Origin of the sequence: Streptomyces sp. NPDC008092 (assembly GCF_042957285.1) — a bacterium.
GTDB lineage: Bacteria > Actinomycetota > Actinomycetes > Streptomycetales > Streptomycetaceae > Streptomyces.
This window is the reverse complement of the sequence record NZ_JBIBHY010000014.1, coordinates 1-18,801: the sequence shown is the minus strand read 5'-3', so window position 1 is coordinate 18,801 and position 18,801 is coordinate 1. Positions and strand designations below refer to the sequence as shown.

Genomic DNA, 18,801 nt, shown 5'->3' with positions numbered 1-18,801 from the left:
GCGCAGGTCAGTGCGGCGCGCGATGGCGGCACACGGTCCGGGGCGGGGCCAGGATCCGCAGGGCGTGGGCCGCCTGCTGGGGCACGACTCCATTGCCCAGAGCGGTTAGTTGTGAGGGACGGCCCAGCCCGGGTGTGCCGGTCACCCAGCCGGGAGGAAGGCCTTGCATCCACTCCACGAACCGCGGGCTGAGGCGGCCCGCGTCGTCGGTCGGCCGGGGCGCGGGACGCGTGGCGTGCTCCCAGCGGGTGATCGCGGCGGAGTACGGCCCCCAGATCTCGGCCCGTCCTCCGTGTCCGACGGATCCTCGAACAACGGCGCCGGCAGCGACCGCGTGAGCGGGGTCCCGTCCGTGGCACCCTTCCGCCGACCGGCCATGCGTGTGGGTGGAGCAGCCGGGGTGGGCCGCAGGCGCGCTGCCGCCGAGGGCGGGGTCAGGTCCCCATTGCCGTGGCGCTGGTTGGGCGAGACCTTGGTGCCGTCCGAGGCCTTTGGGGTGGGCAGGAGCCACTCGACCTCGTCCGCCAGGTTCGGGCCGTGGCCGCCCTGCTTGCGTTTCGCCGGGTGCTGGCTGCCCCCGTTGGTCCCCAGGTTGCTGGTCGGCGTCTTGAGCAGCGGTGATCCGTCCGGACGGCCACGCGGTGAGGAAGATCCGCTCTCGGCGGTGCGGGGCTCCGACATCAGAGGCGCGAAGCACACACCAGCGCGCATCGAACCCGAGGTCGGCCAGGGAGCCGAGTACGGCACCGAGTGCGCGCACAGCAGACTGGCCTGCGGTGTCTCCCAGACACCACGGGCAGGGTTCCACGTCGCCAGGGGGACCGGCGGTTGAGGTGAGGAGCCCCCGGACATTCTCGATCACCACCAGGCAGGGGTTGAGGGTTTCGATGGCACGGACGACGTGCAGCCACAGGCCGGACCGGGTGCCGTCAGCCAGTCCGGCGCGACGGCCGGCGACCGAGACGTCTTTGACAGGGGAACCCGGCTGTCAGGACGCACACCTCCGGGACTTCGGCCCAGTTCGCGGACGTGATGTCGCCGAGGTTCGGCACGGCCGGCCAGTGCCGGGACAGGATCCGGGCCGGTCCCGGATCGATCTCCGCATGCCAGGCGATCGTTCCGCCGATGACCGCCTGGACGCCGAGATCAAGACCGCCGTACCCGGAGCACAGGCTCCCGATCAACGGCGACATCTGGACCGGGGTCGGGTCAGCGGCCATGGCGGGGCGCCGGAGTGTAGGCGAGCCGGACCGGACCTGGGGCGGGCGGTTCCACGGGCAGGCGGTAGATCGAGTTCGTCGGCCGTGCCGAGCGGCTCAGCGCGGCGAGGACCCGGGGCGGGGTGCCGTCGATCCGGTCGGCGGAGCGCCGCAGCGTGACGAAGGTTTCCTGCAGCGAGTCGAGGGTGAGGTCCAGTCGGTCCTGTGCCACATCGAAGGCGTCCTGGCGGGCCTCGCGTCGATTCGCCGAGGCCGGGGCTTCCGCGTACCTGCGCAGGAACCCGAGCTGTTCGAAGGCCTCGGTGTAGTTGTTCATGGCATGTCCCGCAGGGGCGGACGCGTCGGTGTAGGCGGCGATGACCGGGCCGAAGTCGAGTCCTGGGTCGCTGTCCGTGGCACGGAGGAGGACCTCGTCCGACAGGTCCTTCACCAGTCCTGTCAGGGCGCGGAGATGACGGGACGCGGCGGCAAGGTCGGGCAGGGAGGTCTGCGTGTACGACCGCACTATGTCGGAACGGAGCATCTCGAACTCCCTTGCCAGGGCGTACAGTTCGTCCTTCTCCAGGCCCGCGCGGCCGGTGTGGTCGGTCATGACGGACTCCGTTGGCTGTGTCGTTCGGGAAGCGCGGCGCAGGCGGTCTCGACCGGTGTCGAGGGCTTAGGGGTGGCCGCGAGGCGGCTGCGGGCTCGGGCCGCGTCGACGCGGGCGGCGGGCGGTGACGCACCGGGGCGGCTGGCCGGCCGCCGCTGGGCGGGCTCGGATTCTGGTTCGTTCGCGAGGCGTAGGCGGCGGCGTACGTCGTCCAGCGGACCGAGGGCGTGCAGGGCGTAGGTGATCAGCCGCCCCGGGGCCAGGGACTCGTCGTCGGCGAGCGCGCGCACCTGCCGAGCGACGGCGGCGGCCGTGCGGACGAGTGAGGCCTGGACGACCTGCTCGCCGAAGTGCTCGGCCACACCGGAGAAGGACAGCGGGTCGCAGATCCGCAGGACGCGTTCTGCGGCCAGTGTTCCGTCGGACAGTGCGCCCCGGCGCTGGGTTTCCCACAGCACGGTCAGCTGATCGATGGGTTCGCCCCGGTGATGCAGTGCGCCCAGGGCGCGGTAGATCTGCTGATGGCCGCTGTCCGCGAAGTCGCCGGGATGCAGCCAGCCGACGACATCGAGCAGTTGCTCGGGCCGGGCGCTGATGCACCCGAGGAGGAACTCCTCGTCGGCGAGGACCTGTTCGTCGACAACTTGCGGCTGCTGTACTGGCGACGTGACCGGCTCCGGGGACGGCACAGGTCGCGGCTCGGTGCCCCACCGGTGGGCGAGATCGGCGAGCACGTCGGCCAGGACCCGGGCATGGCGGACCGTCTCCTCGACCCCACCGCGGACGGCGTCGGCACGCGCGGCCTGGTGCAGGCGGATGGCGTGCTGAGTGACGCTGCGGCGGATGGCGCCCTCCAGGACCATCCGCCCGTAGACGGGCGCATGGGTGGGGCGCGGGCATGCGGAGATCAAGGAGTGGGCGTACGACGCGGTGAGCCCCCGGGTCCGAGTGCCGGCCTCCTGGACGGTGTCCGTCACCCAGGACAGCGGGATCGGGCCTCCGCTCTCGCCTGTCGTGGCCGGGTGGCCGTCGGCGTGGAGCCTGAGCATTGCGGCGTAGAGAGCAGCGTGTGTCGGTCGGTGGAAGTGTTCGGGCCGTAGCCAGGGCGAGAGTTGGTCGAGTTGGGAGGGGTCGAGGAAGACCGAGCCCAGGACCGCCTGCTCGGCCTGGACGAGCGGCGTCACCGTCGCTCCGTCAGCGCGGACGTGCGCTCGGTACGCAGCTCTGCGACGGCACGGTCGGCGGCGGCCATGTCGGCGGCGAGGCGGTCAAGTTCGCCGGTGAAGACGGGGTCCGCGGCGGAAATGGTGCCTGTCGGGGTGACCAGCCACCATGCGCTGCCGCGGCGGACAGCGGGAGTGCCGGCGAGCCGCTCGGAAGGGCGGACGGATGCCCAGGTTGGAACGGGGTGGGACATGGGAGCACCTCAAGAAGAAGGGGAGGCCGAGCAGCGACTCGGGGATGCGGCGGGCTGTACTCCCGTGCGTCTCGTGTGCGCGACGAGCTGTTCCGGGGCGGTCATGCCGCTGGGCCGAAGTCGTCGCGGTGCAGCTGCTTGGCCAGCGCACGCTCGGTGATGGCCGCGGTCGCCTGGGCGGAGGCGGCGCCGAGCCGGTCGGCGTCGGGCTCGCGGTACCAGGGCTTGAGGTCGAGGAGGGCGGGGCGCACGCCGGTGGCCAGCAGCAGCGCGGAGCCCTTGGGCAGGGCCCGGATCGCGTCGGCCGGTAGCACGCGCTCCTGACGCATCGACACCGACGTGGACCTGCCCGACTCGCTTGTGGACACGGAGACGGTGCGTACGTCGTGGTCGCCGACGAGGCGGGAGAGCTTGTCCGCGAAGTCGGCGTCGTCGATGCCGGAGCCGACCAGTTTGATCGTCGCGGCGGACCAGAGGGCGTCCATGCCGGCCTCGCCCCAGACCCGTACGCCCTGACGGTAGGACTGCAGGATCGTGATCGGGATGACGCCGCGCGAGCCGAGGTGGGAGTATAGGTCCGGGAGGTCGGAGATCTTGCAGACGTTGGCGGCCTCGTCGAGGATCGCGAGCAGTGGGGCGTCGAGGCGCCCGCCGTCGCGCTCGGCCTGGATGACGGCCGCGCGCATCACCGCGTCGGCGGCCGCGGCGATGATCGCCGAGGCGGAGCCGCCGCCGTCCTTCGACAGCAGGAACAGAGTGTCCTTGCTGGTCGCGAACGCCTCCGGCTTGAACTCCCGTACCTTCTCCAGGCCGTCGGGAGGGGTGACCCAGGCGGCGATGCCCGGGTCGAGGAGGCAACTGGCGTACTGCCGGGCGGTCTCGAAGATGCCATCGCGGGTCTCGACGGCTCCGGCCACGGTGCCCTGGAGCTGGGCGGCGACGCCGTCGAGGCCGGCGTCCTGCAGGAGGTCGATGGGAGTGCGGTCAGCGGGGGAGGCGAGCCAGTCCAGCACGTCGGTGATCGGCCGGTGGTCGCGGGCCGCCGCGAGGAACAGCGCGGTGAGGGTGTTGGCGGCGGCCGTGGACCAGAAGTCGCCCGCGCTCGACTCGTCCACGGACGCGGTCACGAAGTGCCCGGCCAGCCGCCGGGCTCCGGCGAGATCGTGGGCGTCGGCGAGGATGTCCCACCACATGGTCCGCGGGGCGTGGGCGATCTGCTGCGGGTCCAGCGTCCACACGGTGCCCACCCGGGCGCGCTCGTCGAGCGTCGCCGTGAAGGCGTCGCGTGCCGCCTTGTTGGAGGTCAGCAGGACCGGGCCGGGGGCGCGCAGGATCGCGGGAATCGCGAGTCCGGAGGTCTTCCCGGAGCGGGGCGCCATGATCGCGAGGAGAACGTCCTCCCAGGAGGAACGGACCTCGGTGCCACCTGGCTTCAGCGTGCCGAGGAGGACGCCGCGGTCGTCGGGGGCGACGGCTTTGGCCTTGGTGCCCTTCAGACTGGGCCGCAGGTCGATGGCTTTGGCGGCGATCTTCTTGGGCAGCAGGTCGGCCAGGTCCCGGCGATCGGCCAGCCCGTTGGGGTTCCGGCGAACGCGCAGCCACAGCCGGGCGCAGAGGACGGCTGCCGTGGTGAGCGTGGCGGCGGGCAGCAGGTAGCAGCCGGTGAGAACCTCGGGCCGGGCGAGATGCGGCCAGAGGAGTTCGGGATGCATGAGCGCGTCGGTCGGCTGGAAGGCGGCCCACGGATCGGAGCCGGCCACGGCGTTGGCGAGGTTGCCGAACAGCCAGGCCAGCGAGCCTCCCACCATGCCGAGACCGGCGACGCCGATCAGGAGATAGAGGAGGAAGTCGGTGCCGGTGGTGGTCGAGGGCGTGCTGGTACGCGGAGATGGCAAGACGGGATCCAGAGGGGTGCGGACCTACGGGTGGCTGCGGGGCGGCAAGTTGCTCTCGTGATCACGAGCGGGCTCCTGGTGGCTGCGGCTGTGAGCAGGAACGGCGGGGTGTCGGTCAGCGCGACCGGCCAGGCCGGGGCGCGGTCGGAGGAGTTGCAGCGGGCTCTTCGGCGCCGGGCGCGGCTCCGGTGTGCGGGCGTGGGGCGGTCGCGTAATAGCTGGCGACGCCTTCCTGCCAGCCCTGCTTCCGGGGCGATCCGAGCGCCCGCATCTGGTGGCCGGCGCCGCGTACGTCCTCGGCGAGAGAGATGAGCGTGGCAGCGGCGTCCTCGCAGAGGTGGGACAGGTCCCAACCGGCATCGGTGTCGGCGACGTTGGCCTGCACGGCCGCGGCCTCGAAGAACTCACCGAGGCGGACGAGGACTCCGTCGTCCGGGGCCACGACGTGCTCGACGAGGTCGGCCGCCCCCGCGTATGTCTCGGCTCCGTTGAGCTGGTCGGTCAGGGAGAGGATCTGCTGCCCGTAGACGCGTGTGCCGAGGGGATCGGTGGGCGTGGTGATCCGGGTGACGTCGAGGCCGGGATCGAGTTCGACCCGGTAGCCGACCACGGTAAGCATCCGGGCGGCATGGCTGGCCATCTGGTTCTCGCGCTTCTCACCCATGTCCCAGGGCAGGCGGTACCAGAAGGAGAACGGGGCGGTCTCGATGACGAAGCCGGCGCGCTTGAGGAGCGTGAAGGCCAGTTCGTCCCCGCCCTCGGCGGTGACGTTGCCGGTCGGCTCGCGGGTGATGACGACATCGGGCGTGGTGGACATGGGTGCCTCCGCGGGTGTCAGAAGTGAGGGTTCTCGGTGGGCCGGTCGCCCTCGGTGGCGGCGGCCAGCAACTCGGGCAGGTCGCCGGGATCGGCGTCGCGCTGGTCCAGCCACCACCCGGCACGCGTCAGAGGCCGCGCGGCCTCCTCGATGGCCGCCCACTCCGCTTCGCTCGTGGTGCCTTCGAGGACCAGGGCGGTGTACGCGGCGGCCATGAGCTGGTGGCGGCAGCGGATGCCCCAGGCGATGGCGCGGTCGGTGCCTTCCAGCGGGGGCATCCGGTACCGCGTCGACCATTCCTCGACCTCGGCCTGCTCGGCGGCCCGCTTCTTCGCCAGCCACTCGGCCTTGGACCCGGTGTCCTCGCCCTGGGTGGCGCGCCAGCAGTCGGTGCAGTCGCGCTCGGCGAGCCAGCGGGCGTAGCCGGCACGCCGGTCGGCCGGACGGTCGGACAGATCGGCCTGAGCGGTGTCCCCGCAAGCGTGGTTGATGGTCCAGATCTTCTTGACGGCCATGAGCCGGACTCCTTCGCGGAATCGAGAGGAAGGTCAGCGCGTACGGCGGAGGCTGGACGGGGGAGCCGGTGAATGGGCTGCATCGTCCGGGGAGTTGGGCAGGGAGGTCGGACGGCTTGGGGAGGATGCGCGAGCGGCGCGGGCGCGGGCGGTGTGCGTGACCGACGGGAGCTCGTACCGGGGCAGCAGCGGTACGTCGGCCAGGGGCGGGGCGCCTTCCGGAGTCAGGTCCGGCATGACCGCCAGGTCGAGCTGGGCGGTGACGAGCTGATCGCCGAGGAACGCGACGTGGTGGGCGATGGTGCGCAGGTGCTGGCCCAGCTCGCGGCCGGTGGAGGTGTCCAGCCGATCGCACCAGGCGGCGGCCGTGTCGATGAACTCCTCCAAGTCGCCGACGACGCCGTGATGTTCGTCCAGGATCTGCTCCAGGACGTCGGCGACATCGGCCGAGCGGCGCAGCTCGTGCAGTTCCCCGGTCAGGGCGGTCAGCGACTGCCCGGGCAACGTCTGGCGTTCGGCCACCCCGTCCGGCGCCGGGATCGGCGGCGGCAGCATGATGCGGGGATCGGCGGCGACCGAAAGGCCGACGTCCTGGAACTCGCGGCTGGCACGCGCCACGGCCCGCACCGCCGCGTTGTGCGGGGTGTCGTCGGACAGCACGTAGAGATCGAGGGCGCTGCTGTGACGGAAGTGGTGCTTGCGCAGCACCTCGTCGAGGAAGGGGTGATCGTCCGAGACGGCGGCGACCACACCGAACTCCGGGTGGACACCGAAGGCGACGTCGGGTTCGAGCTGTAGTTTCATGCGGAAGATTCCCTTCGGGTTCGGATGACCTAGCGGGCGCGGATCGGCTGCCGGGGTGCATGGGCGGGATGGAAGGCGACTGTGACGTCGGGCCGCTGTGGTACCGAAGTGCTCGCGCGCGCCGGGGAGATGGCGGTGGCTGCCGCCTGAGCCCGGCGCTGCCAGGTCGCCGGAGTCGGATCGGGACGTCCATTGCCGCGGATGTAGGAGAACGCGTCGAACGCGAGGGCCGCGCTGTCCAGCCGCGTTTCGACGTACCGCAGATCGCCCTCACCGTGCAGCAGCACACCCTCGCCGGTGCGTGTGTCGGTGCCGACCGCGCGCAACGTGCCGTCGGGATCGCGGACCTGGTCGTGCACGACGATCCAGGCGGCCCGGATGTCGGCATCGAGTGTGCGGGCGGAGGCGAAGACCGCCTCCCCGCCGCCGAGGACCTCCGCGACGGGGCGGTTCTCCGACTCCTCGAAGAGACCTCGACCGGGATCGGGCCGTGTGGCGGGCTTGAGGTCGTACGCGGCGTCGGAGGTGACGCTGTACCGCGCGGCGCGCAATGACCGGACCGCCAGCTGTCCGCGCCGCGTCAGGTCGCGGTCCGGCTCGGTCAGCGCGTACAGGCGGCCGCCGGGCAGTCGCTCGAAGCCGACCCGCCGCAGCAGGTGATCGGCGACGTGGTGCTCGTGGGACAGCGCGGCGACGACGCCGTACTGGGTGTGGTGGGCGACGGTGATGTGCGGGGGTGTTTCCGCCACGAGAGGTGCACCTCGCAGAGGTCGGGGCCATGCGGAGGACGAGGATGTGGCCCGAAGACGGATTTGGCGGGGCCGGGGAATCTGCGCTAGCGGGATCGGCGTACGCGATCGTGTGCGAGGAGGCCGGACTGCGCTGCAGCGGCGGACCCCGTCGCTGGCGCGGCGCGATGGCGGACCGCGTGCGGGGATCGGGCACGGGCGGCCTGGACCTGTGCGGGCTGCTGCGACTGTTCAGGTCGGCCGCGCAGGGCTCGCTCGGCTCGTGCCATCTCGACGAGCACGCAGCCGCTCTCCATCCAGGTCAGGGCGTAGTGCCAGCCCTCGGCATCGCGCTCGGCGACAGCCTTCGCGAACGCGGCCTCGGCGCGGGGGTGATCCGGCACGAGCGCACCGGTGACGAACTCGAAGTCGGCCTGAACACGCGCGCCGCCCTCCAAAGCCTCGCGCAGCAGTCGCAGCCGGTACGCCCACCGCCCATCCATACGATCCTGCGGCTCCAGGAACGGGAGCGTCTCCACGGCGTGGGCGACCAGGGCGGGACCGTGGTCGAGGAAGGGAGCGAACACAGCCCACATCTCCGCGTCGACGACGATGCCGTGTGGTGCCTTCACCCGGTCCTCGACGTCACCGCCGCTGGGCTGTAAGGCGGCGACCAGAAACTCCCGTGTGCGCCGCGGGCGATCAACGACGAACAGCTCGCAACCGGTGTCGCAGGTGAGCACGGCGCTCCGGCACAGCCGAAACTGCTCGAAGGCCCACCGCACATGCCCGAGGTCCCAGAGCCGATCCGCGAGCGGGAACTGATCGGCGTATGTGGCGTGCTCCTAGGCGACGACGGTCCAGGAGCCAGGCAGCCGGGCGGCGAGACCCTGGGCGAACGCTGCAAGGTCTGTGCGCTTGTTGCTCCTGCGAGCCGCGGAGGAGGCCCGGTGTTCTGGGGCTGACGCGCCGGAACGAGACACAGACGAGGTGGCCTCGTACGTCGTCTGTGTCCGTTCAGCCATGACGGAGAGCCGATGCGTTGGGAGGCGGAGCCTGGCGGGCGTCGCGCCGCCGGGATTCATCAAGGACGCCGAACGGGCCCGTAGCCAGGGGGATATGACCGTGAGAGGCGTTGGCCGCGGTAGCGCGGAGGTAGTGCTGGACGAGCCGATGCACCACGTGGCGGATCTTGTACTGCTGAGGCATGAGGGCGGAGTTCCTAGGAGCGCTCTGAGCGGGGAGAAAGTGGGGGCTGAGACGTGGCACCGGCCCCCGAGCGGTATTGATCAAGGACGAGTGATCGCTCCCATCCGAGCGTCCGTGTCGAACAGCTCGCGCTCCCGCGGATGCAAAAGATGTTGAGTAATGAACGACCGGCCTGCCACCTTCCAGAGGCCTCGCCCCTTGGTGAGCGCGGAGACCGCCTGCGTCTCGACGCCGGTGAGCCCCAACAAGGAGGCGGCGGAGAAGAGCTGGTCGGCTTCCTGGCGGTAGACGATCCGCGTTGAGCAGTCGGTGAGCAGGCCCTCGGCCAGGGCTCGGCCCCGGGAGCCGGCGTCACCTGCGGCCAGCAGGTCGCTGAGGCGGTGGATGACCATCAGGTTCGCGATGCCCAGGCCGCGGGAGAGCTTCCACTGGCTTTGCATCCGTTCCAGCAGGGCGACGTGCCGCATCACGCGCCACGCCTCGTCGTAGATCACCCAGCGCTGTCCTCCGGCGGGGTCGGCGAGGGCGGACTCCATCCAGGCCGATGCGCAGGTCATTGCCAGGACGAGCGCGGTGTCATCCCCCGCGCCGCCGAGGCGGGACAGGTCGATGGACAGCATCGGCGCGCTCGGGTCGAACGCCACGGTGCTCGGCGCGTCGAACATGCCGGCCAGGTCGCCGTGCACGAGCCGGCGCAGTGCGTGGGCGAGGTCCTCGGCTGCATGCCCGAGGCGGCCGGACAACTCGCCGAGCGCGGCGTCGAGCCGCTCGGGGGAACCAAGGACATGGGCGACCTGGCCCAGCAGCGGCGTGGTGTCGTGGGCCTCGGCGTGGGCGACGACCTGGTCGAGCGCCACGTCGAGAGCGGTGTGCTCCATGGGGTGCAGCTCGCGCCCCAGGACCGTCTTCGCGAGCGAGCCGAGCAGCAGAAGGCGCCGCTTACGGACCTCGCCCGTCCAGTCGTCCTCGCTGACGCCGTACGGCCGGGCGGGCGCATCCAGGGGATTCAGGCGTCCGGGCAGACCTGGGCCGAGCGCGATGGTCAGCCCGCCCAGCCCCTGGGCGACGACGGTCCACTCGCCCTTCGGGTCGCAGGGCACGTAGATCCGGTATCCGAAGGCCACGGCGCGCACCGCGAGGGACTTGGCCAGGGCTGACTTGCCCATGCCGATGACCCCGGCCAGCAGGATGTTGGGGTTGGTGAAGCCATCGAGACGCCCGTACAGGGCGAACGGGTCGTACGTGAACGCCGCTTCCGCGTGCACGTCGCGGCCGATGTAGATCCCGTGGGCGCCGAGGCCGCCCTCCGCGAGGAAGGGGTAGGCCCCGGAGGCGGTGGCCGTCGTCATCCGGTGGGCGGGCAGCTTGAGACGGCCGCCGCGGGTGGAGGACGGGCCCGGTCGGCCGGCGGCCGGGTAGGTGGCACGCAGCTCAGGGTCGAGACCGGGCGCGGTGGAGAGGGCTTCGGGGCATGCGGCGTGCCGGGCCTGCTCCCGGGCGGCGGCGTACTGATGACGGGCGGCGCGTGCCGTACGGCGGTCGCTCTTGCGCGGGACGAACAGCGGGCTGGCGCTGGCGCGGATGGTACGAGTGGGCATGGTGGTGGTGCTCCTGGGAGTTCAGTGGCGGGCGAGGCCGGTGAAGGGGTCGCGCAGGTCGGCCGGGGTGTGGTCGCGGCGGACGTGGGCGGCGGTGGCCAGGTGGCGCTGGCACAGGGTGAGTTCGGGCGCGCCTTCGGGCCGCCGGGCCCGGCACGCCTCCCGGGTGGGGAGGCGGCCGGTGCCGGGGTGTGGGGCGGCGTGGAAGGCGGCGTGGAGGTGCTCGGCTGCCTGCCACAGCCGTATCCGGCACGCCCGAAGGTGGTCGCCCTCCGCCCTGGCCACCGGGGTGGTGCGGGCGGTGTGGGCGTCGAGCAGCTCGTACAGCGCGACGACGTGGGCGTGCAGGGAGTCGAGTTCGGCACGGCCGGCGGCGATGGGGGCGACCGGAATGTTGATCGCCCGGTGGAAGTCGAGCGCAGCGGTGGCGAACGGGACGAAGTCCGGAGCCAGTTCGGGCAGGGGCTCGGTCGGCATGAGGGTGCCCTTCGGTAGAGCGCGAGAGGGTGGTGCGGGTGCGCTACGGGCGGGCGAGGGGCAGGGCGGCGTTGGTGAAGGCCTCGGCCTGCTGCCAGGTCAGAAGGCGCAGGTCGACGAGGGCGGCGACGGCGGCCGTCTCGATCGCGGCGCAGGCGGCGTTGAGCTGCTCGTCGGTGTCGGCGCTGACGGTGAGCAGGCCGGTGATCGCGACGTCGGCGTGGCCGGCGATCAGCTGGCGCTCGCGCTGCTTGATGTCGGCGTACTCGACCGAGTCCTCCTCGGAGTCGACCTGGCCCTTGCGTTGCCGCTCGGCGGCGTCCGCGATCACCGTGGCCTTGCGGCGCTGCACGTCCTTGAGTGCGGAGTCCAGGCCCTTGGGCTCGTACGTCAGCGAGAGGGTGCGGCGCACGCCGGAGGTGAACAGGAGCTGGTGCAGGAAACCGGGGGAGGTCTCGACGCGGGGCCAGTTCTCGATCCAGAACGTGGCGTGGTGGGCCGAGTCGGTCTGGATCCGGTCGGCCTTCTCGACCAGGACGACGGGGCCGGCGGCAGCGGGCTCGGCCTGCGCGCGGCCCGAGTCTGACCACTGGTCCAAGGCGGCCGACGCCTTCGGGTCGTAGGCGGTACGGATGACGGCGGCGATCTCGGCCGCGTTCAGCCAGCCACTGGGCGCCAGGCCGGAGTTGCGGGCGGCCTGGTCGAAGGTGGCGGTGAGCTGGGCCAGGACCGCGAAGCCGCCGGTGAGCCCGCCGCCGGCCTGGTTGATCAACCGGCGAGCGGCCTTCAGATCGAGGGCGAGCGCGACGTACGCCTCGTGCGGGGCGGCGGCCGGGCCGGCGGCGGCCAGCAGGTCGCGGTAGATCGGTCCGGCCAGGTGGGTCGCCTCGTCGCCGTGCTCGTGCCAGTAGCGGTTGAGCGCGTCGCCGGAGTCGGGCACCGTGCGCTCCAGGACCTGGACCCGGGCGATGTGCCCGGTGCGCGCCAGCGCCGCCAGCGTCCGTCCCCAGCCCGCCACGTTGCTGGACTGGGTGGCTGGGTCGAGCAGAGCGAAGGCGCGCGAGGAGACCTTCACGACAGCGGTGAGCGTGCCGTGGTGAGGATCGTGCACCGCGCCGAAGTGTCCGCGCGGGGCGGTGACCACGCGCAGGGACGCCGCCGTGCCCGGGAGATGGAGCAGGCCCTCGCGGCGCGGCCGGGCGGACGGCCGGGCGAGCCAGACCAGCTGGCCCCGGAAGCGACGCAGCATGTACCGAGCGGCGATGGGCGCCCAGTCGGCGAGGGACCGCCCACGATGGCGGACGAACACCGCCGCCAGAACGACCGCCCACAGCGGGATGAGCTTGAGCGCCCCGGTGACGCCGGAAGTGAGCAGTACCGCGAGCAGCAGCAGCCCGGTGAGGGCGACGACGGTCAGCTGGGGAGCCGACAGACCGAGCAGGACACCGCGCCGCGAGCGATGCGGGAACTTCACGGTGGCCGGGCCGTCGAGCTGAGAGGTGTCGGAGAGCATGGCGAAGCCGTCCTTGGAACGGGAGAGCAAGAAACAGAAGGGGAGAAGACGGGGCGGGCGGCGTCGGAGACGACAGGTGCCGCCCGCCCCGTAGCAAGGCGAGGGCTACGAGCCCGATCCACCCGGCGGCTCGGGGTAGACCCACCGCTGAGGCGTGGCACCGCCTTGCGGCGAAGGACCGCTCACCGGTCCTGGACGCCGGGGTGCCGGCGGATCCAGGTGCGTGATGCGCGGCTGCGCCACCGCCGCGCCCTGGGGCGTCGGCCCGGAGGAGACCGGTGCCGCGTCGGCCGCCGCCTTTTGGCCGGGCCGCTGGATCAGCGGCTGCCCGCGGTCACCATCGCTGGAAGGCCGCCGGATCAGCGCCCGGCCCTTGTCGCCGGCGGCGTTGGGGTCCTCACCGAAGCGGAAGTGGGTCTGCTTCGGCTGGTCGCCGTCGGCCGACCCGCCGGTCGGGTCGATACCGGAGGCGACACCGCCCCACCCCTGGCCCGGAACCTTCGACGGACCCTGCGGAGCCCGCGCACCGGTGCTGGCCTGCATCGCGAGCTGGCCCGCCGTCTTCGCCGCGCCGGCAGCCACCGCGACGCCGGCGACCCCCGAACGGTGCAGGTCGTCCTGGCCGCCGCCGTCGGCCGCCCAGTGCACGAACTTGTAGGTGGCGTAGGGGCACAGCATCACCAGAACCATGACGACGATGCCCGCCATGGCGTCGGACAGTGCGGCGAGCCCGTCGGAGGCGTCGCTCTTGCCCATGGCCGAGACGCCCAGCAGGAACACGATCGTCATCAGCAGCTTGCTGACGATCAACGTGGCGGTGGCCTCGATCCACCCGCGCCGCCAGCGCCGCGCGACTTCCCAGCCGCCGCCTGCGCCGGCGAACACCGCCAGCGTCACCAGGACCAGGATGCCGACCTTGCGGGCGACCATCACCGCCCAGTACAGGAACGCGCCGATGGCACATCCCAGGCCGACCATGGCGGGTATCGCCCAGCCCAACTCGTACATCGGACCGAGGTCGTTGACCTCGATGACGCGGCGGATCGCGTCGTCGACCGACGTGTCCGCCGCCTGGAACAACCCGGCGGACAGCGCGTCGACCACGGTCAGCGCGACGGTGGTGCACGCGATCGCGGCGAACGCGAACAGGACACCCGCCACCGTCCCCGTCACCGCCTGCGCGAGAGCGCGCTCGTCACGGCGCCAGGCGGCCCGCATCAACTGCAGACAGAACGTGCCGACGGTCAGCACGAGACCGATGGGCAGAAGCAACTCGTAATTACCGCGGAACCACTCGGCGTTGAGATCGACAGCTGTGGTCTTGTCGACCGCCGTCGAGGCGAGATCCGCGGCGGACTGGGCCAGCTCGCCCATCGACTTGGCGATCCAGGCGCCGATGCCATCGGTGATCGCCTCGCCGGTCGAACCGACGACGCCGCCGACGGTGTCGCACACCGCGCTCATCAGGGGAAGGTCACAAGCCCCCATGAGGGCACCTTCTTTCGGGAATTGGGGGCGATCAGGGCGCGACGCTCGGCAGCACGCCGACCAGGGCACAGGCTTTGTCGGGGCGGCACTGCACGGCGAGCGTCGTGGAGCGGGACTCGGCCCCGGACCCGGAGCCCTTCCAGGCGATGGACTGCTTGCCGGTGACCGTGACGGCGTAGACGTACGCCTCTGTGATCGCGCCGGGATCCTGCGCCAGGGCCGTCTTGAACGCCTGAGGGAAGTGGCCCTCGCCGACCTTCGCGGTCGCGTGCTGGCGGTTGTCGTGCATCCGCGACCACAGCACCGGGCCCGGAACCTGGTCGGAGACGGACTCCCAGTCGGCGTAATTCTTCTCGCCGGTCATCCACCGCTTGATCCCGGCGACGTGCTCGGCCCGGGAAACGGAGCGGGTGTCGTACGTCCACAGCACCTTGGTGGCCGCCTTGGCGAAGACGATCGGATCGCTCGTCTTGGGCGGTGCCGCACCCGCCGCACGCCCGCTGGGGGTTGCCATCGGCGAGGTGGGCCGCTGCGTGGATGCCGGAGTCGGGGAGGGCTTAGCCGAGGCGGGGCTCTCCGCGCGGGTCAAATACGCGAGGAGCCCGGCGACTGCCAGCAGTACGGCCAGGACGACGCCACCCAACAGGGCACGCCGCAGGACCGAGGGCGGCGCCCCGTAGGTGCGCTCCTGGGCGATGAGGGAATGTTTCCTCGACATCAGTGGACCTGCGTCCCCATCGCCGAGAAGAACGCGACGATGCCGTTGGCCGCGCCCAGCAGCAGCGCGCACCCGGCGGCGATGACCGTGCCCTTCTTCCCGTTCGCCTCGGCCTGGTGGCCACCGCTGTGGTGACCCCACGCCCAGACCATCGCCGAGATGGCAAGGGCGCCGACCACCGCGACGATCCCGAAGAGGTTGATCGAGGAGACGACGTTCTTCAGCACGCTGAGGCCGGGAAGACCGCCCTCCTTCGGCGTGATGCCGGGGTTGTACGCCAGGTACTGGGCGTGATGCATGAGCTTCACTTGGAACTCCAGTGCGATTTTGGGCGCGCGAGGGCCCGGGGGAGATGGAGCGGGGGAGGGGGGAAGTGGCCGGTCAGACGATCCGGCGGGCGGCGACGATGTCTGCACGCCAGTCGGCGAGGGTCGAGATCTTGACCACGTCGCCGGTGTGCGGGGCCTGCAGGATCAACCCCTGGCCAATGAACATCCCGACGTGTTCCGGCACCGCGGCCGTGCCCCGGGTGAACAGGAGGTCACCCGGCCGGAGGGCATCGACGCTGACCGCCTTGCCCTCCTTGACCTGCGTGTACGTGGTCCGGGAGATCGAGATGCCGCCGGCCTTGTACGACGCCTGCATCAAGGACGAGCAGTCGCACCGGCCCATCGGGTCCTGGCCGTGGGGAGCGGAACACGTACCGCCCCACTGATACGGCGTACCGAGCTGGCCGAGGCCCCAACGGATCGCCGTACGCACCGACTTGGGCGCCCTGGCCGGGATCTCGTAGCCCTCGGGCACGGACCCCGCGGGAATCGAGCCGAAGGAGGACCCGTCGTCGTTGGTGCCGCACACGGCAGCTGCCGAGGAGGTCGGCTGTTCGGCCTCATCGCCGGTGTCGCTGTCCGTGCTCGAACTCCCGACCATGCCAAGCGACTTTGCGATGGCCTTCTGGAGGGCCGTAGCCAGCGGCTCCCACTTCGCGTACGCGTCGCGGTAGCCGCTCTTCTGGACCGCCTGCGCGGCTTGGGTGATGGTCATCGACTGCCAGCCCTTGACCTTGAGCAGGCCCTCGTAGAATTTCGTGGAGGCGTGCACAGGATCACGAACCTCAGCAGGCGTGCCCCAACCCTGGCTGGGGCGCTGCTGGAAGAGGCCGAGCGAATCCCGATCGCCGTAATCCAGGTTCCGCAGCCCCGACTCCTGCAGAGCCGTGGCCAGGGCAACGATCTGCCCCCGAGCCGGCACCTTCATCGCGATGCCGGTGGCCTGGATCGTCTCGGCATTCGGAATCTGCTCCTCGGGGTCATCCAGCCCCGAAACAGACACGGACCCCTTGTCGTCGCCCTTGAGGATCGACTTCACCAGCTTCGCGACCGCCGCGCTGTCCACAGTCTGTGCACCGTCTGCGGAACAAGCGGCCTGAGCACTGCTGGAACCAGCGAGAGCGACGGCGACCGGCGCTATCAACAACGTCGGGCAGAGCGCCACGGCCCCAGCCATGGCTACGACCCTCTTCACGGACGACGGCCGAACGCCGAACCGTAGGACGGAGAACTGGGCCCCGGGGAGGGATGCGCCTCGGCATGCTGCATCGGCAGCTCCTTACTCGTAGGCAGCGCGGCGCAGGCGTTCTCGTCGAAAAGGCCACCGGCACCACGCCGGTCATGAATTCGCCATCCCTGAGGGAGGCAGGGGAACCAGGGCCGGGAGCTGATAAATCCCGGTCGCTGGCCCCTTGCTTACTGAAAAGCGGCAGCCAGCCGCGCTCGTAATCTCACTCTCCACATGGGGAGTTCCCTTCGCCGATAGGGAGCCGGTCGGTGGGGGTGTCCGGCGGTGCTGTCCCTTGGACGGGACAGCACGCATTGACACAGGTCAGCAGGGGCGGAGCCAGGTCCCGTCCTGCGAACACGGCGAGACTGTAGGGACGAAATCCGGCCGCACCAAACGGCTTGTGCCTCGGGCGGTTTCGGGGAGCTGAACCGAGGGTCGCCTCATTGGGTGCGGCCGGAATTCGGCGTTAACCTCCGGCGCATTGATCGCCACGGCGGCTGCTTCCGCAGTTCCCGCGGAGCGATCCATGCCGACGTGCGCAGCCCTCCGTACGCGGAGAAACAGGCGCACGACAGCCCCCTGGAAGAGAGAACCGCCCAATGCCGTACACCCTGCACCGAGGCGACGCGCTGACCGCCCTCGCCGGTATCCCTGACAACAGCGTCGATGCCGTGATCACCGATCCGCCCTACAACAGCGGTGGCCGAACCAGCGGCGAGCGCACCGGCCGCTCCGCGCGCGCCAAGTACACCTCGGCCGACGCCGAGCACGACCTCGCCAACTTCCCCGGAGAGAACCGAGACCAGCGCTCGTACGGCTTCTGGCTCACCCTCCTGCTCACCGAGTCCTATCGCGCGACCGTCGAGTCCGGCAGCGCGCTCGTCTTCACCGACTGGCGTCAGCTGCCGACGACGACGGACGCGCTCCAGGCCGCTGGGTGGACCTGGCGAGGGATCGCCTCTTGGCACAAGCCGGTCTCTCGGCCGCAGAAGGGTCGGCTCAAGCAGTCGTGCGAGTACATCGTGTGGGGAACCAAGGGGCCCGTCGACGCCAACCGTAACCCCGTCTACCTGCCCGGCCTCTACACGGCGAGCCAGCCCCGGAAGGACCGCGTGCACATCACGCAGAAGCCCGTGGAAGTGATGCAGGAACTGGTGAAGATCTGCCCGCCGGGCGGCACGGTCCTCGACCCCTTCGCTGGCTCCGGGACCACCGGCGTCGCCGCCTTGCGTGAGGGGCGCCAGTTCATCGGCGTCGAGCTCTCCGATCACTATGCAGGCATCGCAGAACAGCGGCTGCGCGCCGAGCTGACGAAGGACGACTTCGAACTGGCCGGACCGGAGGCATGAGCACGAGAGCGGAGGGCCAGGGGCCGGCGGCCCGCAGACGCCGAAGGGCGGCTGGCGCATCGAGTAGCCGATGCGCCAGCCGCCCTTCTCGTTGCGTCAGGCCGCTTCGAACGCCCGCCGGATGAGCGGCGCCACCTTCTCCAGGACGGCCGCCGAGACGACCCGTACCTCCAGGTCTCCGGTCCCCAGGTGCCCGATGCCGCGCATGTCCCGGGTGAAGCCCTCCTCCAGCTCGACCGAGTCCGGGTCGAGTCTGAGATACACGAGGATCACCTCGTGCTTCGGACGGAAGATCACCGATGCCACGTTCACCAGCCGCCGGTAGGCGATGTAGTGCCGCAGCGCCGCGACCTCGACCTCGCCCCACGCCGTGAGCGCCTCGTCCAACTCCCCGTAAAGGCCTCGCAGACACTCGGGAACGCGGCTGGCCCCTGTGGGCGAAGGAACCACCGGTACCGCCGAAGCGCCGTCGACCACCGCGTCCCGGCCCCGATTCCGCCTGGTGAGAGCGGTGCTCGGCAAGCCGGGTGAGGAGTCGACGAGCAGCAGGCTCAACAGGCCGCCCTCGAAGACCCGATAGCGCACCAAGTCGATCCGCTCGGGCAGCCACTGCACGGCCACGCGATCGTGGTGGGAGAAGCCGGCCGCGATGCAGACCATCCGAGGTCGACGCCAGTCGATCGACTCGGCGGCCTCGCCGCCCAGCACCTTCCGGACCAACGCCTCGAACTCGTGCTGCGCCGAGCGCAGCCAGGACAGATACGAGACGGCCTGCGACAGCACTCCGCTGTCGGAGCCCTTCTTGAACTCCACTTTACCGACCACAGGAGCTCGTGAACCGGCTCTGAACTGCGACAACTCATAGACTACATGTCCGTGACGGCGAGTTGGGGCCGTTGCG

20 protein-coding genes are annotated in these 18,801 nt (G+C 71.0%); 1 reads left to right on the top strand and 19 read right to left on the bottom strand.

Going from position 1 to position 18,801, the window contains the following annotated elements:
- Positions 1-7 precede the first annotated feature (7 nt).
- The 18 genes from ACFZB3_RS36880 to ACFZB3_RS36795 all read right to left on the bottom strand — a co-directional run bounded on the left by ACFZB3_RS36880 (position 8) and on the right by ACFZB3_RS36795 (position 16,497).
- Positions 8-937, bottom strand: a complete 930-nt coding sequence (locus ACFZB3_RS36880; protein ID WP_391384599.1) for a DNA cytosine methyltransferase — start codon at positions 935-937, stop codon at positions 8-10.
- Entirely contained in the window at positions 930-1,220 is a 291-nt protein-coding gene (locus ACFZB3_RS36875) for a DNA cytosine methyltransferase (RefSeq protein ID WP_391383879.1), read from the bottom strand. The genes ACFZB3_RS36880 and ACFZB3_RS36875 overlap by 8 nt, the downstream gene beginning before the upstream one ends.
- Complete coding sequence (locus tag ACFZB3_RS36870; protein WP_391383874.1) at positions 1,210-1,812, bottom strand: hypothetical protein; 603 nt, start codon at positions 1,810-1,812, stop codon at positions 1,210-1,212. The genes ACFZB3_RS36875 and ACFZB3_RS36870 overlap by 11 nt, the downstream gene beginning before the upstream one ends.
- A complete protein-coding gene (locus tag ACFZB3_RS36865; RefSeq protein WP_391383871.1) occupies positions 1,809-2,996 on the bottom strand; it encodes a DnaB-like helicase N-terminal domain-containing protein in 1,188 nt (395 codons plus the stop codon). The genes ACFZB3_RS36870 and ACFZB3_RS36865 overlap by 4 nt, the downstream gene beginning before the upstream one ends.
- The gene (locus tag ACFZB3_RS36860) at positions 2,993-3,229 is read right to left on the bottom strand and encodes a hypothetical protein (RefSeq protein WP_391383868.1); all 237 of its coding nucleotides are present in this window, start codon (positions 3,227-3,229) and stop codon (positions 2,993-2,995) included. The genes ACFZB3_RS36865 and ACFZB3_RS36860 overlap by 4 nt, the downstream gene beginning before the upstream one ends.
- 101 nt (positions 3,230-3,330) lie before the next feature.
- A complete protein-coding gene (locus tag ACFZB3_RS36855; protein WP_391383865.1) occupies positions 3,331-5,124 on the bottom strand; it encodes a TraM recognition domain-containing protein in 1,794 nt (597 codons plus the stop codon).
- A gap of 115 nt (positions 5,125-5,239) precedes the next feature.
- Positions 5,240-5,941: a hypothetical protein gene (locus ACFZB3_RS36850; protein WP_391383863.1), complete on the bottom strand. Its 702-nt coding sequence runs from the start codon at positions 5,939-5,941 to the stop codon at positions 5,240-5,242.
- A 17-nt stretch (positions 5,942-5,958) separates the two neighbouring features.
- Entirely contained in the window at positions 5,959-6,456 is a 498-nt protein-coding gene (locus ACFZB3_RS36845; protein WP_391383861.1) for a hypothetical protein, read from the bottom strand.
- 33 nt (positions 6,457-6,489) lie between these two features.
- Entirely contained in the window at positions 6,490-7,260 is a 771-nt protein-coding gene (locus ACFZB3_RS36840; protein WP_391383857.1) for a hypothetical protein, read from the bottom strand.
- A 29-nt stretch (positions 7,261-7,289) separates the two neighbouring features.
- The gene (locus ACFZB3_RS36835) at positions 7,290-8,009 is read right to left on the bottom strand and encodes a hypothetical protein (RefSeq protein ID WP_391383853.1); all 720 of its coding nucleotides are present in this window, start codon (positions 8,007-8,009) and stop codon (positions 7,290-7,292) included.
- Between the two features lie 86 nt (positions 8,010-8,095).
- Positions 8,096-8,731: a hypothetical protein gene (locus ACFZB3_RS36830; RefSeq protein WP_391383851.1), complete on the bottom strand. Its 636-nt coding sequence runs from the start codon at positions 8,729-8,731 to the stop codon at positions 8,096-8,098.
- 546 nt (positions 8,732-9,277) lie between these two features.
- Complete coding sequence (locus tag ACFZB3_RS36825) at positions 9,278-10,795, bottom strand: ATP-binding protein (protein ID WP_391383848.1); 1,518 nt, start codon at positions 10,793-10,795, stop codon at positions 9,278-9,280.
- Positions 10,796-10,816: 21 nt separating this feature from the next.
- Positions 10,817-11,272, bottom strand: a complete 456-nt coding sequence (locus tag ACFZB3_RS36820; protein WP_391383845.1) for a DUF6238 family protein — start codon at positions 11,270-11,272, stop codon at positions 10,817-10,819.
- Positions 11,273-11,315: 43 nt separating this feature from the next.
- Positions 11,316-12,785 (bottom strand): SCO6880 family protein, encoded by a 1,470-nt coding sequence (locus ACFZB3_RS36815; RefSeq protein ID WP_391384597.1) that lies wholly within the window; start codon positions 12,783-12,785, stop codon positions 11,316-11,318.
- Between the two features lie 105 nt (positions 12,786-12,890).
- The gene (locus ACFZB3_RS36810) at positions 12,891-14,249 is read right to left on the bottom strand and encodes an ATP-binding protein (RefSeq protein ID WP_391383843.1); all 1,359 of its coding nucleotides are present in this window, start codon (positions 14,247-14,249) and stop codon (positions 12,891-12,893) included.
- A gap of 55 nt (positions 14,250-14,304) precedes the next feature.
- Positions 14,305-14,991, bottom strand: a complete 687-nt coding sequence (locus ACFZB3_RS36805) for a hypothetical protein (protein WP_391383840.1) — start codon at positions 14,989-14,991, stop codon at positions 14,305-14,307.
- The gene (locus tag ACFZB3_RS36800) at positions 14,991-15,290 is read right to left on the bottom strand and encodes a DUF6112 family protein (RefSeq protein ID WP_199380682.1); all 300 of its coding nucleotides are present in this window, start codon (positions 15,288-15,290) and stop codon (positions 14,991-14,993) included. The genes ACFZB3_RS36805 and ACFZB3_RS36800 overlap by 1 nt, the downstream gene beginning before the upstream one ends.
- Positions 15,291-15,372: 82 nt before the next feature.
- Positions 15,373-16,497, bottom strand: a complete 1,125-nt coding sequence (locus ACFZB3_RS36795; RefSeq protein WP_391383837.1) for an NlpC/P60 family protein — start codon at positions 16,495-16,497, stop codon at positions 15,373-15,375.
- A 653-nt stretch (positions 16,498-17,150) separates the two neighbouring features.
- Between ACFZB3_RS36795 and ACFZB3_RS36790 the strand changes: the two genes are divergently transcribed.
- Positions 17,151-17,900 carry a DNA methyltransferase gene (locus ACFZB3_RS36790; protein WP_391383834.1) on the top strand — a complete coding sequence of 250 codons (750 nt, stop codon included), beginning with the start codon at positions 17,151-17,153 and terminating at the stop codon, positions 17,898-17,900.
- A 96-nt stretch (positions 17,901-17,996) separates the two neighbouring features.
- Here the strand turns inward: ACFZB3_RS36790 and ACFZB3_RS36785 are convergent, their stop codons facing one another.
- Positions 17,997-18,713, bottom strand: a complete 717-nt coding sequence (locus ACFZB3_RS36785) for a DUF5655 domain-containing protein (protein WP_391383831.1) — start codon at positions 18,711-18,713, stop codon at positions 17,997-17,999.
- Positions 18,714-18,801 lie beyond the last annotated feature (88 nt).

Excerpts from the sequence above, each read along its gene's own strand:
- ACFZB3_RS36810 (WP_391383843.1), bottom strand. The coding sequence starts at position 14,249 with ATGAGCGCGGTGTGCGACACCGTCGGCGGCGTCGTCGGTTCGACCGGC.
- ACFZB3_RS36790 (WP_391383834.1), top strand. The coding sequence starts at position 17,151 with ATGCCGTACACCCTGCACCGAGGCGACGCGCTGACCGCCCTCGCCGGT.
- ACFZB3_RS36815 (WP_391384597.1), bottom strand. The coding sequence starts at position 12,785 with ATGCTCTCCGACACCTCTCAGCTCGACGGCCCGGCCACCGTGAAGTTC.
- ACFZB3_RS36860 (WP_391383868.1), bottom strand. The coding sequence starts at position 3,229 with ATGTCCCACCCCGTTCCAACCTGGGCATCCGTCCGCCCTTCCGAGCGG.
- ACFZB3_RS36840 (WP_391383857.1), bottom strand. The coding sequence starts at position 7,260 with ATGAAACTACAGCTCGAACCCGACGTCGCCTTCGGTGTCCACCCGGAG.
- ACFZB3_RS36875 (WP_391383879.1), bottom strand. The coding sequence starts at position 1,220 with ATGGCCGCTGACCCGACCCCGGTCCAGATGTCGCCGTTGATCGGGAGC.
- ACFZB3_RS36805 (WP_391383840.1), bottom strand. The coding sequence starts at position 14,991 with ATGTCGAGGAAACATTCCCTCATCGCCCAGGAGCGCACCTACGGGGCG.
- ACFZB3_RS36870 (WP_391383874.1), bottom strand. The coding sequence starts at position 1,812 with ATGACCGACCACACCGGCCGCGCGGGCCTGGAGAAGGACGAACTGTAC.
- ACFZB3_RS36850 (WP_391383863.1), bottom strand. The coding sequence starts at position 5,941 with ATGTCCACCACGCCCGATGTCGTCATCACCCGCGAGCCGACCGGCAAC.
- ACFZB3_RS36795 (WP_391383837.1), bottom strand. The coding sequence starts at position 16,497 with ATGGCTGGGGCCGTGGCGCTCTGCCCGACGTTGTTGATAGCGCCGGTC.
- ACFZB3_RS36825 (WP_391383848.1), bottom strand. The coding sequence starts at position 10,795 with ATGCCCACTCGTACCATCCGCGCCAGCGCCAGCCCGCTGTTCGTCCCG.
- ACFZB3_RS36820 (WP_391383845.1), bottom strand. The coding sequence starts at position 11,272 with ATGCCGACCGAGCCCCTGCCCGAACTGGCTCCGGACTTCGTCCCGTTC.
- ACFZB3_RS36800 (WP_199380682.1), bottom strand. The coding sequence starts at position 15,290 with ATGCATCACGCCCAGTACCTGGCGTACAACCCCGGCATCACGCCGAAG.
- ACFZB3_RS36845 (WP_391383861.1), bottom strand. The coding sequence starts at position 6,456 with ATGGCCGTCAAGAAGATCTGGACCATCAACCACGCTTGCGGGGACACC.